Genomic DNA, 17,105 nt, shown 5'->3' with positions numbered 1-17,105 from the left:
TTTACGGAGGATTTTAGGTTGTTATTGTTCTCGGGTATAAATCCACTTATCAACCGTATTCTTACTTTTATACCATTGTACATGTTTGCTATCTCCACTTACCCATTTCAATAGATCCGGATAGGCATCACCAATAAAAGCATGTTCCACAGGGTATTTGAAATCATCCGGTATCATTAAGGCCCATATGCAATTATCATTTGAGTAATAACGGTATCTGACCCCTTTGGGGGTATAGCTATAATTACGTTGGTGGATTTCCGTGCGTAAGACCTCTCCTTCCCGCTTTAATACGGTCGTGAAAAGATCGATGTCATCAATGGTCAAATCTTTTAAGGCACCGGCTGCGAACGAAAAGGTGATCAAACGTTCTTGCTTTCCCCTATATGGAAGGTCATTATCTGTATTAATCATTTCATGAAAAGAGAATAATCCATGTATATCATCCGATAGGGCATAAACCGGAGTCTCGGTTTCCGATTCTGGAGTCGTGGTCCAGCCATTTAACTCGGCTTTTTGGATGTCTTTGGACTTTATGCCGGGGAGATGGATGAAAGCTCCGGCCCGCTTAGTTCCACCTAATGCACGGAAAGTCAGTTTTATATTGGCGAATTGTACATAATCGTCTTTCATGGAAGTTTCCATCTGGACTTTTATCACGGCATCATTAAAATCATAATCTCCGTAATTAGGGAAAGAGTCTTCTATTATAAATGTATAGGTGGAAGACACGCTTCGGGTCGGGGTACGGCTAACCGGAGTAGCGGTTGTTTCCTGCGATACGGCTAACGAATCGAAAGCACAGACATTATCATTACCCGGTGTTAAGGTGACAGGAGCGGTAACTTGATATCCGGTAGGGGTCGTCAATTGTATGTAAACTTGATCCGACTCTCCCTTTGGATAGATAATTTTCTTATCGAAAAGCGTTTTCTTTGAGCAAACCCCGGTAGCGAGAAGATTCGCATCTTGATCTTCCGGACTTTTATCAAATACTTCTACCAGATAATTATAGGTGCCATCATAGGGGTCGAAAGATTGTACGGTAAGGTGGGATATTTGTATCATCGACCAATCGAAATTAGAGGAAATTGTTACCTTTGAGAATGGATTAGTACCTTCTCCCGGAATTTTATTGGAAGGATCATATACATCCTTTGTACATCCTGAGAATAGGATAAAAAGAAAGGATGTGATAAATAGTTTCATTATTTGTCGCATGTCAAGAAATCAATTTGCATTCTGCCTTTGCAAAAGTAAGAATATATTTATTAATCAATAGATTTTTAATTTATTAAAAAAGCAGTGTCTAAAGTTTTCTTTTGAAAGTTACATCCGGCTGGTGGTAAATAATAGATATTTAAAAATCGGGGGAACTTACGATTTGGTTTACAATATGTCAGTAAACATGGGAGAATCGAAGGGAATGAAGGTCTTGAATATGTTAAATATTGTGATATTACTAACGATTTGTCACTTTGCTTTTGGTGATTGTCGGGAAACTTCCTTACTTCGCGGTACAAAATGATAGTAACCTTATAAATTAAAATAGTATGAAGACATCAGTTTGGGGTAAAAGTATTCTTGCGCTTGTTTTTACTTTCATGTGTAGTTTAGCGATAAGCGCAGCGTCTCCTAAAGATTATCTATATGATACAAAAGAGGAGAATGGTAAGATTATCTCTAAAGTGGTATTCTTACAGGAAAACGGACTGTTGAACAAACAGGTAAGATATGAGTTCCAGTACAACGAGAACGGCAAGGTTTCCGAGAAGAAAGCGTTTCGTTGGGATCGGACAAACGATGAATGGGTTCCATTCTATCAGATCACTTATCAATATGATGATCAAAGTGGAGAGATAAAGACAAATTACGGTATGTGGGATAAGAAAAAGAAAAACTTTAGCTTAAATGTCCAGAACATGATTATCCCGAGTACTAATTACGAAGAAATTTTCTCATAATACATACTTTAAATTAAGACTTTCATAGACAAATAGGGGAAAGGGGCGATTTGGTATCGCCCCTTTTCTTGTTTTTATCAGATGATTTTCTCCAAATCTTTCAAATTGTTAGCTACTTCCTCATCCGTTACCTCATAGTTTGTTAGATCACCGGATAGATATTGGTCGTAGGCGGCCATATCGATCAAGCCGTGCCCCGATAAGTTGAACAAGATCGTACGAGGTTTACCTTCGATCTTGGCTTGCTCTGCCTCATGGATAGCTGCGGCGATAGCGTGGGATGATTCCGGGGCCGGTATGATTCCTTCCGCTTGTGCGAATAAGGTAGCGGCCTTGAAGGTATCCAATTGCTTGATATCCACGGCGCTCATCAATTCGTCTTTCATCAACTGGCTGACGATGGAGCCGGCGCCATGATAACGCAAACCTCCCGCATGGATATTCGCTGGAGAGAAATTATGTCCCAACGTAAACATCGGGATTAGCGGGGTATAGCCAGCCTCATCTCCGAAGTCATATTGGAATTGCCCTCTTGTAAGTTTTGGGCAAGATGCCGGTTCCGCCGCTATAACCCGGATATCCTTACCTTCCGTTAGTTTATGGCGCAGGAATGGGAATGTGATACCGGAGAAGTTGGAACCACCACCGAAACAACCGATAACGACATCGGGGTACTCGCCAGCCATTTCCATTTGTTTCTCAGCTTCCAGTCCGATAACGGTCTGATGCAGCATAACGTGGTTTAATACGCTACCTAATGTATATTTACAGTTCGGTGTCTGCATGGCCAGCTCTACCGCCTCGGAGATGGCGGTACCTAGACTACCTTGATAATTAGGATGGTCTGTCAAGATCTTACGTCCGGCTTTCGTACTCATACTCGGGGAGGCAACAACTTGTGCTCCGAAAGTCTGCATGATCGAACGACGGTAGGGCTTCTGGTGGTAACTAACCTTTACCATATAAACGGCAAGTTCCAAGCCGAAAGCTTTTGCCGCATAAGAAAGAGCGGCACCCCATTGTCCGGCGCCTGTCTCGGTCGTGATATTTGTCGTACCCTCTTGTTTACAATAATAAGCCTGAGCCAAGGCCGAATTCAACTTATGTGAACCGATCGGGCTTACACTCTCGTTCTTGAAATAGATATGAGCGGGCGTATCCAGCGCTTTTTCCAATCCAGTGGCACGAACCAACGGAGTCGGTCGCCATACCTTATAAAGCTCGCGTACTTCATCGGGGATCTCGATCCATGTGTCTGTCGTGTTCATTTCTTGATGAGAGACGCCTTTCGAGAATAGAGGATATAAATCTTCCTCCTTTAAGGGCTGTTTAGTTTGTGGATTTAAGATCGGCAGCGGTTTGTTCTTCATATCCGCTACGATATTATACCATGCCGTAGGTATATCTTTTTCTTCTAGCAAAAACTTTTTAGTACTCATTTTCTTTATCTGGTGTTTACAATATTAATCTAATTTGACCTTTAAGGCTTACAACTTGGAAGCAAAGGAACAAATAATATTTCGTTTCTTCAAATTGAATCCATAAAAATATATACATTCGCGGCTTATAAGGTAAGAAAAATAACAAACTGAATTATAATGAGACGGATTACCCTGTTGCTCGTGGGGATGCTAGCCTTATTTTCTACGACAGCGCAAAGAAAAAACTTCACTTACAAATTCTACGGCTTCGTCCGTGGAGATCTTTTCTACAATTCCCGGGCTAATATGGCTCCGATCGATGGGAACTTTTATCTCTATCCTTTGGATAAGAGTTTTGATGCGGATGGCAAGGATTTGAACGCCACGCCGAATGGCAGTTTCTATACGTTCACTTCCCGCTTGGGCTTGGACGTGACGGGTCCCGACATTGGCAAGGCTCGTTCCTCCGCTAAGATAGAGACGGACTTTGGCGGTTTTTCCGGTAGTAATACGATGTTACGTATCCGGCAGGCATACGTAAACTTGGATTGGGGAAAATCGGCGGTATTAGTAGGGATCACGTGGCATCCCTTGTTTGGCGCCGTGATGCCGGATGTCTTGAATCTTTCCACCGGAGCGCCGTTCCAGCCTTTCAACCGTAGCCCTCAGATCCGTTACCAGTATAAGGCGAATAGCCGGGTACAATTGACGGCTTCCGTGTTGTGGCAATTACAATACCTTTCCAGCGGACCGAAAGGCATGAGCGAGGATTATATTAAGAATAGCTGCATTCCGGAGATGTTCGTGGGGGCGGATTTTACCCCTGCGGATGGTTGGTTGATGGGGCTCGGCGCTCATATGATCTCCTTGAAACCCCGTACTTCCACGGAATGGAAGGAGCAAACTTTTAAGGTGAACGAGCGAATGACCGCATTCTCTTACGAGGCACATTTGAAGTATAGCGGAAGAAACTATACCTTTGCGGCGAAAACCTTGATGGCCTCAGCCTTGGATCATACCGCTTTATTGGGCGGTTACGGGGTGAGCTCGGTGGACTCCCGTACGGGCGAGCAGGGATATACGCCTTTTCGCCATTCTACGACATGGGTGAATTTCGCCTACGGAACGAAATGGAGACCGGGAGTTTTCGTCGGATATACGAAGAATTTGGGAACCGGGAAGTCCTTGGTCTCAGCGGATAAGGTGTATGGTATGGGATTGGATATCGATCAATTAATAACCGTCAGCTTAAACGTATCGTATAATTTACCGCATTGGAAGTTCGGTTTCGAGTATTGTCCGGCGACAGCTTATTATGGCACGACCGACTTAGAGAGCGGACGTATCGAGCAAACACATGCGATAACGAATCATCGTATATTAGGTTTGATGATGTATTATTTTTAAAGATAGATTGACCGGAATGGAAATGAAACGCAACTTGCTTCTTTTGATCGGCCTATGTATGGCGGTATGCGTACAGGCGCAAAAGAAAAACTTCTCTTACAAATTTTACGGACAGGTACGTGGAGACTTGTTCTATAATTCCCGTGCGAATGCCGAGATCGTGGATGGTTTGTTCCACCTATATCCGAAGGACGTGGCGTTGGATGCGGATGGCAAGGACTTGAACGCTAGTCCGAACGGTAGTTTTTACCTGCTTTACTCCCGTTTGGGAATCGATGTACAAGGACCGAAGGTTGGTTCGGCCAAGACTTCCTTGAAACTGGAGGCCGATTTCCGGGGTTCGGGTAGCAATTGGGCGGTGCTCCGTATCCGTCATGCCTATGTGAATCTGGATTGGGGCAAGTCCGCTGTCTTGATCGGACAGACATGGCATCCGCTATTTGGCGAGGTCTTTCCACAGATGTTGAATCTTTCTACCGGCGCCCCGTTCCAGCCCTTTAACCGCAGCCCGCAAATTCGTTATCGTTATACGGACAATGGGTGGCAATTGACCGGGTCGGTTCTATGGCAGTTGCAATATCTATCGGCTGGACCGAACGGAAAGAGCGAGGAATATATCAAGAATAGTTGCGTGCCGGAAGTCTATCTCGGGGTGGATTATAAGAAACCCGGTTGGCAGGTAGGAACCGGTATGGAAATCTTGTCGTTAGTGCCGAGAACGCAGAACGAGGTGGATGGCAAGATTTATAAAGTCAGCGAGCGGGTTTCTTCCGTATCCGGCGAGGCGCACGTGAAATATCAGGACGCGAATTGGTTGGTGATGGCGAAAACCTTGCTGGCTTCTAACTTGACGCAGACTTGTATGTTGGGGGGGTACGGCGTCACCTCTATCGACCCACGTACCGGCGAACAGGAATATTCGCCGTATCTCTTCTCTACTTCTTGGTTGAATATCGTGTACGGAAAGAAATGGAAACCGGGTTTGTTCTTAGGCTATTTGAAGAACTTGGGAGCGAATGAGGCACTGGTAGGCAAAACCTATGGCGTAGGTCTGGACGTAGATCAGGTATTTACGACCAACCTGCAACTTTCGTATAATCTTCCGCACTGGAAATTAGGTGTTGAATATAGCCCTTCCATCGCATGGTATGGCAATGTGGATTTGCAAGATGGCGGACGGATTCATGACACACATTCGATAACCAACCATCGGGTATTGGGCGTATTGATTTATACGTTTTGAGAAGGCATGGAGGAATTACGCTAAGCATAAAAAAGCGGGATAAGAGTATTCTCTTGATCCCGCTTCCACGTATATAGAATTTACAAAGTTGTCTGTTATTTGATATTACCCACCTTTAGCAAGTACTCGGCGATTTGTACGGCGTTCAAAGCGGCGCCTTTCTTGATCTGGTCGCTCACGGTCCAGAATGTCAAACCATTCGGGTTGCTGATATCCTTACGGATACGGCCTACGTAAACCGGATCGTGATCCGCTACGAACAACGGCATCGGATAATCCTTGTTTGCCGGTTCATCCTGCAATACCACACCCTCAGCCTCGGCGAAAGCCTTGCGAGCCTCTTCCACGCTGATCGGACGCTCTGTCTCTACCCAAGTAGATTCGCTATGCGCACGCATAACCGGTACGCGAACACAGGTAGCGCTCACCTCGATATCCGAGTGCATGATCTTACGGGTCTCGTTATACATCTTCATCTCCTCTTTCGTATAGCCATTTTCCGTGAATACGTCTACGTGAGGGATTACGTTATATGCCAATTGATAAGCAAATTTCTCTACTGTAGGCTCCTCGCCCTTTAATAGTTGCTCATATTGTTTTACCAACTCAGCCATAGCGGTAGCGCCCGCTCCACTGGCAGCTTGATAAGTAGATACGTGAACACGCTTGATATGAGATAAGTTCTCGATCGCCTTCAACGCTACAACCATCTGAATCGTGGTACAATTCGGGTTAGCGATCACGCCACGAGGACGATTCAAGGCATCCTCCGGGTTTACTTCCGGTACGACCAATGGAACATCCTCGTCCATACGGAACGCGCTGGAGTTATCGATCATCACCGTACCATGTTTCGTGATCGTCTTCTCAAATTCCTTGGAAGTACCACCTCCGGCTGAAACAAAAGCAACATCGATTCCCTTAAAGTCGTCGTTATGCTTCAGTTCCTTAACGGTATACTGTTTACCACGGAAGGTATAAACACGTCCGGCACTACGAGATGAGCCAAAAAGTACCAGCTCATCCATCGGGAAGTTTCTCTGGTCGAGTACACGCAGGAACTCCTGTCCTACGGCTCCACTTACACCAACAATTGCTACTTTCATTTTGAGCACTGATTTAATTTGAATAATGTAAAATAGTTATAACTTTGCTGTCTGTAAAGGGCTTTCATATTTTTGCCTTTTGCGCCCTATTATTTACAGTTGTAACTTATTAGGGTGCAAAGATAGAGAAATTTATAACTAAAACGATATAGCTATGAAACAATTATTATTAATTCTTGCGTTTTTACTTCCGCTTTGCGCTTATCCCCAGTTAAAAGAACCGTTTAATGGACTGGAGATTACATCGGATAACCCTTGGACGGGTGATTTAGATTGCTTTGTGATTGAGACCGGATGGCTGGTCTCACGTGCGGATCCTACCCGGAAAAGTGTTTCCATAGAAACTCCTCTCGTTTATTCCGCTACAATGGAATGGGAATTTGAGATTCGGATGGATTTCAAACCAAGCGATCAAAACCATATCCGGCTACATGTTTATTTAGATGATCAGAGGATGCTTGGATTAAAAAGCGATTATTATGTCCAAATCGGCAGTAATAAGAAAACGATAACTTTTCGGAAACATACCGCAACGGAGAAGAATCCAAAGATCTTAATAGAGAAAGCGCTCGATGTCTTGTTGGGAGCCGTGGATTTGAAAGTGAAACTTACTTTAGAAAATCATAAGATATGGAACTTATATGTGCTAGAGAAGGGTAGGTTTGTCTTGATAGGTAGTTGTGAGTCTGAAGTTTCTTCTTCATGTAAAGGGGGACAACTACGTTTTGAATGCCGCTATTCTAAAACTCGAGTAAATGATTTTGCGTGTAACTACATCATTATATCCGATAATATCTCGATCGAACCAGAGAAGCCGGATACTCCCGAAGAACCCAATGAGCCCGATGAGCCGTTGGTTCTTCCGCGGCTTCTTGCTATCCAACCGATCACCGAGTCTGTTTTCCAATTACAATATAATCTTCCGGTGGATATCCGTGAGGCGATATTCTCTATATCGGGTATCGGTAATGCCTCTCATATGACCTATGCGGATGATATGCGGATCCATGTGAATATCAGCTTTGATAAGGAGTTGAAGGTTGGTATGGGTTATGATTTGTTGTGCTCGGGGTTAATGGATCTTGAGGGAAATAAGATTCCGGAGAGTTCTACCGAGATTCGGTTAGAATATGAAGAAGAGCCCGACGCTCCGGAGGAACCAGAAGTGCCGGATACTCCTTCTTTCCCCGCCGGTAGTATCCGTATTAATGAGGTGATGGCTGATCCGAAAGGACAAAAGGCTTTTCCGGAAACGGAGTATGTGGAACTTTATAATACGACGGATAAGGCTATAGAGTTAAATGGTTGGTCATTCTTATATGGTAGTAAGCCAACGGTATTGACAGCTTTGCTTTTGGATGCGGATGGATATATCGTGCTTTATCGGTCTGGTAGGGATATACATATTGACGATTCGGGACAAGATATGCCCTTGGATAAATTCCCGGCGTCCTTGGCGAACACGGGGAAGGAGCTTGCTTTATTCGATCCTTCCGGTAAGGAGATCGACCGGATTGCCTATGAGAAAGCGAAAGCCGGTATCGCTTGGGAACGTTCTGAAATCGGTTTTTATTTATCAACGGATGAGCGAGGAGGCACGCCGGGTTCCGCAAACTCTTCTCCTGACGATGAACCAGAAGATTCGGATCGTCCGGACACTCCCCATAAACCGGGTATCCCCACGGACATTATAGTCTTACCCAATGAGATCGTTTTTAATGAGTTGTTGCCGAATCCTTATCCGGAAGGGAGTGAGTATATCGAGCTTTATAATCGTTCGGACCGAGCATTGCCTTTGGCTGGACTGTCTGTTGCTACTCGTAAATCCGATGGTACATTGAGTACGCATTATCCTTTATCTTCTATAGTCTCTCCGGTAGAACCACAAGATTATGCGTTGCTGACTAAAAGTATGGGAGGAGTGAGCGATTTTTATCTGATATCTTCGCCGGATGCTTTGCATGAATTAAAACTTCCGGTCTTGGCAAATACCTCTGCTACGCTAGTCCTGTTTCGTACAGAAGATGAGGTTATGATCGATGAGATTCGTTATACTTCTAAATGGCATGCCCCATCCGTGAAAAATGAGAAGGGGATTGCCTTGGAGCGGATTAATCCTGATAGCGATACGCAGGATGAGATGAATTGGACTTCGGCTTCGGCCACGGCGGGATACGGTACGCCCGGCTATCGGAATTCCCAATATGGAAAGCAAGATGAAGGCGAGGTCACGGGCATAGAGTCTCCCGTTTATTCTGAGGCAACGAAGGAATATACGATCTCCTACCATCTTGATGAATCCGGCTATACCTGTCGAGCCTGGATATTTGATATCTCCGGAAGGCATATCAGTGAGGTGGTAAATCATGACTTATTAGGGATAGAAGGTGAATTGGCTTGGAACGGCCTTGCGGTGAATGGTTCCAAGGTGAGAACCGGCGTTTATATTTTCTATGCGGAACTTGTTCATCCTCAAGGACAGGTAAAACGATATAAGGAAGTGTTTTTAGTGAAATAAGTTCATTTGTGAAATAATATTAGTATTTTTGCTATGAGTAACTATAACGGTAACATTGAAAAAAGAAAAGCGGCTCAGGATTTAATGAAGAACAGAAGAGAAAATACTTCAAAGTATTTCTTCGATTTGTCAAAATTAACTTTTGCCGCTCTTGTATTGGGAGTAGGAAGCGCATTATTAAAATAGAGAAATATGTTATTAGCAGTATTCTTTACGGTTATTTCTATAATGGCGGCAGGTTTCTTGATATTCCTGTATACCCCTCGTGGTAAACGCTGGCTAAGAGATGAGTTTTAATCATTGATATACATCTTTATACCACTCAAGATCCTTGTACCACTCATTTAGTTTGGGCAAGGCTTCTTGGGGGACGTAGATAGATAGGCCGCTATATTTATTGACCGGCAGATAGCTTCCATACGGATACGGATAAGCGTAAACCGCCTTGGGTGTAGTAGCCTTGTAAATAACCGCCTTTTCCATGCTCCGCTTGAATGCGTTATATTGCTCTTCCGTGGCCAGACGGCTCACGTAATCATCAAAATCATATAAGGCATGATAATTCGGCGTCAAATACTCCATGATCTGCAATTCGCTAACGGGTACGGCGAAAAGATCACTTTCCGTCTTATCATGGAATAGGGTACGGCAAGTAGCGGCCAATTCATCCAACTCATCGCTTTTCATGACCGAGATCGTTCCTGCCTCACTTTGATAATACGTATAAAACTTTGTCGCTATCCCCACCACATCAGCTTTTTTTTTGAACATATCCCCCATGATCGTTTGATAGGGGAAACCATTGGCCAGTATCTCCGTGGGCGAGCCGATAATATAATCCGCGCATCCCCGGAAAGCGTAAGCTACCTCGGCGCACGACATATAACAAGCGTCGAACAAAATAAAATCAAAATGATACTTCGATAAAGCGGAGGCCAAATCATTGATCTCCATGAAATTATTCTTCCCGTCTTGCCCGAAAGAACGCAGATAGCTATAGATATCCGAAGGTAGCCATCCCGTTCCGTGACTCCACAGCACCAACCCGTAACTATCCGCCGGATATTCCTTTTGTACCTTGTCGATTATTTGCGTCAGCGTCTCGGTAGAGGCCGAGTTCTGGTTCGAGGCGTAGGTCTCGAGCACGATCTGCCGGATGGTATCCGCTTCCAGTTTTAATTGGAAAAGCTGGGGAGCCTCGTTCTGCTTATCCGTATAGATCAACAAATTACCGTTGTTCAATCCATCTCGCTCAATCCCTTCCTTTATCGCCCTCAGGTTTTGGCTCACGTATCCACTCAAGCTATTATCTCCTGCGAAATAGATAAGAACCGTACGAGGGGCGGTAGTAGGGATAACGACCTCCTCTTTATCGCAAGCGACAAACGAAAGGAGTGACAGGAGAAAAATCACGATATATTTAGCCTTCATGAGTCATATTCTGGATTTATCTTGCAAAGATAACGTTTTCCGTTTGTAAATCGTGGATATTATATAAGTTAACGTACGAATGAACTGATAAATATTATCTATATTTGTACGGTTTTGTCTCTTAAATAAACAAACCTAATGAACCGGGAGATATGAATAAACTATATTTACTGTTAGTATTTCTTTTGTCAACCTTTATGGATATTCAAGGACAGGTCGTGGCCGTGAAGACCAATGTGCTTTATGACGCGATCACTACGCCGAACGTAGGGGCGGAGGTCGCATTCAACAAGCATTGGTCGGTTGAGGCATCGGGGTATTATAACGGTTGGACATTCTCGAGCGATAAGTCATTTAAGCATTGGATGATACAGCCCGAGGTGCGTTACTGGATACACGAGCGTTTCAACGGACATTTCTTCGGGGTTCATGCCCAGTATATAGATTACGATTTCGCCGGTTTGAAGCTCCTGTATGGGATGGAGAAAAAGAATAGTTATAACGGTAACGCTTATGGCGGCGGTATCTCTTATGGTTATCAGTTGTACGTGTCGCCCCGTTGGAACGTGGAGTTCACGGCGGGTTTCGGATACTTGCATTTTGAATATGATAAGTACGCTTTTCCTAGAGGAGATGCGCCTATCGGCAAGTTCCGCAACGAGTATTGGGGATTAACAAAGGCGGGTATCAGTATCGTTTACATCATCAAATAAAGAGATAAATCTATGAAGACATTCATTTATATATGTTTGCTTGTGATCGGCCTTGTTCTTCCGGCAGGAGCGCAGGTACCTATACAATCTTACCGGGGGCAAGTCTCCGTGAAGCAAAACCGCATCGAGCGGGAGGGCAACTCCTTGCGTCTAGACCTAACGATCAGTGTCTGCGGACTCTCCGTGGGACGATATCAAACCCTGTCCTTGATGCCGATGTTGCGTAGCGACAGAGATTCCGTAGTCATGGCCCCGGTAGTACTAAACGGGGTAAACAAGCAAAAAATGTTCGACCGTACCTTAGTTTTCGAAGGCAAGAAAGCCGCCGATGGCGACGCTTATACGGTAATCAAGAACACCCCGGAACTGATCCGTGAAATCCCCTATGAACTATCTATCCCATACCAGCCATGGATGAAGAACGCCGCGTTGATATTGGTTGGGGAGTTGGATAATTATGAAGGTGCGCCATTACGAACATTCGTAAACGTATTGACAGAACATTTGGACATTCCGTAAAATGGTTTTTAACGCATTCCGTTATCCTGTAAGTACTGTCGAATAAGCGTAGGCGGTAGACTTGGGTATGGGCTTGTGCCTGCAATGTGTTCTGTATCTTTCGCTATGTTTCAGTGTTGAAAAATAGGTCGATGCCATATTCGTACATTTCTTGTACTTCTGTGTCACTGGCTCTTTTCACGAAAGTTTCCCCATTCCTGAAGTCAACTAGGTAAATGGCAAGTTGGTCACTCGGTAATTCCAGAAAGTCGTTAACCACATAAGGACTGTGTGTCGTTATAAAAAACTGGTTTCTGTCCGATTGGATAATATCCTGCGTTACCTTTGATATGAAAGGAGGGTATGAGTGGGCTTCCGGTTCTTCAAAAACTAATGCGGACTCACTGTTACTTTCAATAGCCGCTTTGTAGAAAATCATACGCTGCAGGGTATCGGCTATGGAATGAAATGGAATTAAAAATATCTCTCCCGGTTTCTTTTCTTTCATTACTTTAATCTCCTGGCTATTGGTATCGAAGACATATTTCAAGCCATAGTCGTTGAAAATAGTTCTTAATTCTTCTTTCAACTTGGGCATCATGGAAACGATATTCATCAAATTGCTTCCTCCCGGAGGTAATAGGAAAGGGATCGGTAATTTCTCCTTATCGAATGCTGGTGGATAGAGATTGCATTTGAAAGGATTTGCAGGTTTTCATATTTTCGGATTATGTTAAAGATTCCATATTCTGAAAAACAATCTATCCATGTGTATGTTTTCTTTTAAAGAATATGAATCAATAATTTGATTATCATGAAGATTTTAATAATAGTTACTAGCACAGAGACTTTTGCCAATGGGAAACTCGCGACCGGATTATGGCTTAGTGAGTTTACTCATATCTATCATAGTGCAAAAGAAAGCGGCTATGACATAACGGTAGCCAATCCGAAAGGAGGTTATACTCCCATTGATCCCGAAAGTTTAAAACCAATTTTTTTAGATGAAATGTCCGAAAAGTATTGGGAAAAGCCAGAATTCAAAAAGCTGTTGGATCATGCAAACAGTTTGGATAACCTGTTGGAACAACAGTTTGATTGTGTCTATTTAGCCGGCGGACACGGTGCGATGTATGACTTTCCTGACAATGAAGCTTTAAAGACTATCGTAAGGAAACAGGATGAAAGTGGGAGGATAGTGTCGGCCATCTGCCACGGGGTCAGTGGGTTGTTGAATGTCAAACTATCCAATGGCGAATATATGATTAAAGGCAAAAAGCTGACGGGATTCAGTTGGTTTGAGGAAAGTCTTGCCAGAAGAAAAGAAGACGTGCCTTTTGATCTTGAAGCGTTGTTGAAAGAGAGAGGAGCGGATTATGAAAAAGCATTGATACCTATGACTTCAAAAGTAGTTGTAGATAATAATCTGATTACTGGGCAGGACCCGTTCAGTTCTAAAGAAATGGCGAAGGTCGTTATGCGGCAATTAAATAAAGCACAATAATAAATGGCTGAAGTAATCAGCTGGGAATAAATGTTTAATTCAAATCAGTATCATTATGAATTTAGATGAAGTCCTTCATCATCGTCGTTCTGTACGGGTGTATGATAAAGAAAAACCAATAGATACGGAAAAGGTAAAACATTGTTTGGAACTGGCTACATTGGCTCCTAACAGTTCTGATATGCAATTATGGGAATTTTACCATATTACAGAACCTGAATTATTGGCAAAAATTTCAAGGGACTGCCTTGGTCAGAAAGCGGCTTCTACCGCTTCACAAATTGTCATTTTTGTGGTTCGGCGTGACTGGTACAAGAAACATGCGCGATTCGTACTCAATTTTGAACGGGAGAACATTCGTCATTACAGTCCTAAAGAACGTCAGGCCAAACGTATTAAGGATCGGGAAATATATTACGGTATATTGATGCCCTTTGTTTATGCCCGGTTCTTCGGTATTCTCGGATTGCTTAGGAAATTGTTGGCTAATATAATCAGTATTTTCCGTCCTATGATGCTTGAAGTTTCCGAGAATGACATACGTGTGACAGCCCATAAATCCTGTGCGCTTGCCGCACAAACGTTTATGATTGCGATGGCAAACGAAGGCTATGACACGTGCCCCTTAGAAGGGCTGGACAGCCGTCGGCTAAAAAGGACATTGAAACTACCTCATGGTGCTGAAATAAACATGGCTATTCCTTGTGGGATACGGGATGGAAATAAAGGCATTTGGGGGGAACGTTGCAGAGTACCTTTTGAAGATGTTTATCGTAAACTTTAAGGCCTCCTTTTTTAAGGCTGGAATTTTCACTCACAAATAAAAAGTACAAATATCAAGTATAAGTGGTAGATGTTGTAGATGTTCGCATGAGCCGTTAATTCCCTATCTCGCAAAAATAAGTGACTTGTATCCATTGGCCATTCTGAAAGTGGATAAGTTGAAGGACGGCTCGATGGCTGTTGATGGTGAGGTTGGCGGTAATCTGCTCCGTGGTGAATGAGTGGTGAGCGTATTTGGCAGTGTGGTTGATGATCTTGTTGGCATACGTCTCTTTTCCTTCCTTTTCCCACGTGAAGATAGCGCGATCGAAATCTAGCGTGAAACGATCATGGAAGGTGTTTCCTTTCCATGTCTGACCCAAGGGCTTGACGCCTTGTGGAGTATCAACGCATTCTGTTATCCGGCAAGTGTTGTCGGATAAATGTAGGTGATAGACTTGGGCATTGGCTTGCGTGGCAAGCAGGAGCCATAGCGACAAGACGGGTAACAGGAGGATCGTCTTCATTTAATGGATAAGGGCAACCTGTCTCCATCGGTTGCCGGGCTAAAAATACAGAAGCGTGGAAACTATTGATATTACCGCATTGAGGCTCTCGACTGCCCTATCCATGTAATAAACAATAGCCCACGCCATGCTGTTATATCGTCCAGAGCGATTACTGGTAAATATAGCACCGACGTGAGCGTTCATTGTCTATTATCCATGGATATGAAATTGTCGAGATTTCAATGCGGGATAATATCTTTAAACGCTCTTCGTTAACTTATGTCCTCCTTCAGTGACCTACGCTTAGATATGAGGGATTATCGCAAATATAGGAAGAATAATTGATATCCGTATGCTATGTGGGGAGAAGTTTCCTTGCGGATTGACATTTTGACAAAATGTAAACGGAAGTCCGTGAGAGTCGATTATTTCGGGCGGATGTACGTCTCGCTTCCAAATACGCAAGAAAAAAACAGCAATTGTTTAGTAGACAGACAGATGTTGGAAAATGGCCTTTTATTCTAGCGAAATTAATTCATCGTAACTCATGGTTTGCCGGGTGTTTGGGCTATTCCATAAGGTTACGATAGGGTTATAATAAGGTTATAACGCCTTTCTCATTAGGTTATAACCCTATTCTTAGCTGCTTACGATGCCCAACGTAACCATATGTGTCGCCTAACGCGGCCTTTCGCGTTGGCTTTCGCGACCTATTGTGTGTGAAAAGGGGGGCTTTCGAGGGGTAAAAGGCGGTTTATGGGGATGCCTTTGGTGTTGTTTCGTGATTGTGGGGGGAAGGGATTGTTACGATATGTGGCTTATATTGGGCAAAAAGATAGATTATCGTTTGTTTGAGTGGCAGGAAGGTCTTTGTGGTTTGTCTTATTGTGGAACTCTTCTTATAGTTGCTTTTGAATGTCTTAGAAGTCTATATAAAATATAAGCCGGGAATTTTTCTCCCGGCTTATAGCATATCTTAAGCAAATCATATTAAGTTTTACTCTGTTGGTTCTGTCCAACCTGAAACTTCAGTGCTTACGCTTACATCAGTTAAGGAAATCTGTATAGTATATACATATTGTTGATTCATCTTCCATTCTGTTGTAGAAGTTATATCTGTAGTTATCGTGTTTGTAATAGTACTACTCCCTTCTGGAAGACTAGTGTCAGTTGTAACAACATCATAGGTGATAGTAATACTAGCTTTTTTGCCATCTTCCGTTGATAATGTTTGGGGAACCATCAAGAAACTTGTGATATCAATAGCAGTCGTCCCATCAGAGGCTAAACTAATATTAGTGGGAGTTATTTCATACTTCTGTCCATTGCTCGCAGTATCCCATCCCCAGCTAGGAGTTGATCCTGTATATTTTAATGTGTTTGTGTTGTATATATTATTTAAAGCGATGCTTTTTATATTTACAGTTGTTTCGCTATTTAGAGTTTCTTTCATTTGAGCCTTAATATTAACTTTCGATAGGGCATGAGCAAAGCTGAATTTGATCGCCGCATTAGTTTCTGGTTTTGTTTGGTTCACTAGAGTTGAATACATAAAGTCAACTTGCTCATCGGCTTTATCTTGAACCTCAAATTTGATATCGGGGAAACCTTTTGAGCTATTGCTATATGCCGTTGATGTTTCTGTTGTTTGGAATGTCATACCAGTCTTTCCGGCAGGGTAGTATGCAAAAAATGTGATTTGCTCTCCATTTGTATTAGGCCAATATTTTACAGGGCTGTATGTCCATTCTGCTTCTCCTGCGCCTTTTTTAATGGATTGTTCATACATGAAATTAGGAGTATCTTTAGTATTGTTATACCCCTCAGCTTTCGTATAGAATGCAAATACCCCAAATTGATCATTCTCTGCAAATGCTGATTTCTCTATAGCCTTTGTCTGTTTCCCCACATAAGTCCCGAAAGTAATCGCATTATCACTCTTAGACACTAATGTATCAATTTCATCTTCGCTTGAACAGCCAGCCAATACTACTAGGCTTAATGCTGCAATGAATAAATTTGTCTTCAT

The 17,105-nt window shown here is 43.2% G+C and carries 16 protein-coding genes; 9 read left to right on the top strand and 7 right to left on the bottom strand.

All coding sequences use genetic code 11. The features are described from left to right. Positions 1-21: 21 nt before the first annotated feature. The gene (locus tag NBH07_RS11260; RefSeq protein ID WP_226769948.1) at positions 22-1,068 is read right to left on the bottom strand and encodes an LruC domain-containing protein; all 1,047 of its coding nucleotides are present in this window, start codon (positions 1,066-1,068) and stop codon (positions 22-24) included. Positions 1,069-1,553: 485 nt separating this feature from the next. Between NBH07_RS11260 and NBH07_RS11255 the strand changes: the two genes are divergently transcribed. Further along, entirely contained in the window at positions 1,554-1,964 is a 411-nt protein-coding gene (locus NBH07_RS11255; RefSeq protein WP_005859949.1) for a DUF3836 domain-containing protein, read from the top strand. A gap of 77 nt (positions 1,965-2,041) precedes the next feature. On the opposite strand, the gene NBH07_RS11250 is transcribed toward NBH07_RS11255, so the two are convergent. Continuing rightward, the gene (locus NBH07_RS11250) at positions 2,042-3,403 is read right to left on the bottom strand and encodes a TrpB-like pyridoxal phosphate-dependent enzyme (protein WP_005859947.1); all 1,362 of its coding nucleotides are present in this window, start codon (positions 3,401-3,403) and stop codon (positions 2,042-2,044) included. A 159-nt stretch (positions 3,404-3,562) separates the two neighbouring features. On the opposite strand from NBH07_RS11250, the gene NBH07_RS11245 reads away from it, so the two are divergent. Both NBH07_RS11245 and NBH07_RS11240 read left to right on the top strand, forming a co-directional pair. Beyond that, positions 3,563-4,792 (top strand): DcaP family trimeric outer membrane transporter, encoded by a 1,230-nt coding sequence (locus NBH07_RS11245; protein ID WP_005859945.1) that lies wholly within the window; start codon positions 3,563-3,565, stop codon positions 4,790-4,792. A gap of 22 nt (positions 4,793-4,814) precedes the next feature. Continuing rightward, positions 4,815-6,035 carry a DcaP family trimeric outer membrane transporter gene (locus tag NBH07_RS11240; RefSeq protein WP_195319156.1) on the top strand — a complete coding sequence of 407 codons (1,221 nt, stop codon included), beginning with the start codon at positions 4,815-4,817 and terminating at the stop codon, positions 6,033-6,035. A gap of 95 nt (positions 6,036-6,130) precedes the next feature. Here NBH07_RS11240 and NBH07_RS11235 read toward each other — a convergent pair whose 3' ends face one another. Further along, positions 6,131-7,141, bottom strand: coding sequence for an aspartate-semialdehyde dehydrogenase (locus NBH07_RS11235; RefSeq protein ID WP_005859941.1), 1,011 nt, complete (start codon positions 7,139-7,141; stop codon positions 6,131-6,133). A gap of 154 nt (positions 7,142-7,295) precedes the next feature. Here NBH07_RS11235 and NBH07_RS11230 point away from each other — a divergent pair, with 154 nt between their 5' ends. After that, entirely contained in the window at positions 7,296-9,659 is a 2,364-nt protein-coding gene (locus NBH07_RS11230) for a lamin tail domain-containing protein (protein WP_009016601.1), read from the top strand. Positions 9,660-9,692: 33 nt separating this feature from the next. Then, positions 9,693-9,845 (top strand): DUF6722 family protein, encoded by a 153-nt coding sequence (locus tag NBH07_RS11225; protein WP_008778811.1) that lies wholly within the window; start codon positions 9,693-9,695, stop codon positions 9,843-9,845. A gap of 111 nt (positions 9,846-9,956) precedes the next feature. On the opposite strand, the gene NBH07_RS11220 is transcribed toward NBH07_RS11225, so the two are convergent. Further along, positions 9,957-11,090: a clostripain-related cysteine peptidase gene (locus tag NBH07_RS11220; RefSeq protein ID WP_009016600.1), complete on the bottom strand. Its 1,134-nt coding sequence runs from the start codon at positions 11,088-11,090 to the stop codon at positions 9,957-9,959. 152 nt (positions 11,091-11,242) lie between these two features. Here NBH07_RS11220 and NBH07_RS11215 point away from each other — a divergent pair, with 152 nt between their 5' ends. Together NBH07_RS11215 and NBH07_RS11210 are read left to right on the top strand one after the other, a co-directional pair. Next, positions 11,243-11,803, top strand: coding sequence for a DUF3575 domain-containing protein (locus NBH07_RS11215; protein ID WP_039848510.1), 561 nt, complete (start codon positions 11,243-11,245; stop codon positions 11,801-11,803). A 12-nt stretch (positions 11,804-11,815) separates the two neighbouring features. Beyond that, positions 11,816-12,322, top strand: coding sequence for a DUF3868 domain-containing protein (locus NBH07_RS11210; protein ID WP_005859931.1), 507 nt, complete (start codon positions 11,816-11,818; stop codon positions 12,320-12,322). 103 nt (positions 12,323-12,425) lie between these two features. Here the strand turns inward: NBH07_RS11210 and NBH07_RS11205 are convergent, their stop codons facing one another. After that, positions 12,426-12,899, bottom strand: coding sequence for an AAA family ATPase (locus NBH07_RS11205; protein ID WP_226766886.1), 474 nt, complete (start codon positions 12,897-12,899; stop codon positions 12,426-12,428). A 216-nt stretch (positions 12,900-13,115) separates the two neighbouring features. Here NBH07_RS11205 and NBH07_RS11200 point away from each other — a divergent pair, with 216 nt between their 5' ends. Together NBH07_RS11200 and NBH07_RS11195 are read left to right on the top strand one after the other, a co-directional pair. Then, a complete protein-coding gene (locus tag NBH07_RS11200; protein WP_039848509.1) occupies positions 13,116-13,805 on the top strand; it encodes a type 1 glutamine amidotransferase domain-containing protein in 690 nt (229 codons plus the stop codon). Positions 13,806-13,860: 55 nt separating this feature from the next. Next, positions 13,861-14,589, top strand: a complete 729-nt coding sequence (locus NBH07_RS11195; protein ID WP_005859925.1) for a nitroreductase family protein — start codon at positions 13,861-13,863, stop codon at positions 14,587-14,589. 94 nt (positions 14,590-14,683) lie between these two features. Here NBH07_RS11195 and NBH07_RS11190 read toward each other — a convergent pair whose 3' ends face one another. Then, positions 14,684-15,094, bottom strand: a complete 411-nt coding sequence (locus NBH07_RS11190; protein WP_009016597.1) for a hypothetical protein — start codon at positions 15,092-15,094, stop codon at positions 14,684-14,686. A 979-nt stretch (positions 15,095-16,073) separates the two neighbouring features. Next, positions 16,074-17,105, bottom strand: a complete 1,032-nt coding sequence (locus NBH07_RS11185; protein WP_009016596.1) for a fimbrillin family protein — start codon at positions 17,103-17,105, stop codon at positions 16,074-16,076.

Source organism: Parabacteroides sp. B2-S-102 (assembly GCF_023656665.1).
Classification (GTDB): domain Bacteria; phylum Bacteroidota; class Bacteroidia; order Bacteroidales; family Tannerellaceae; genus Parabacteroides; species Parabacteroides distasonis.
This window is presented reverse-complemented; position numbering and strand designations above follow the sequence as displayed.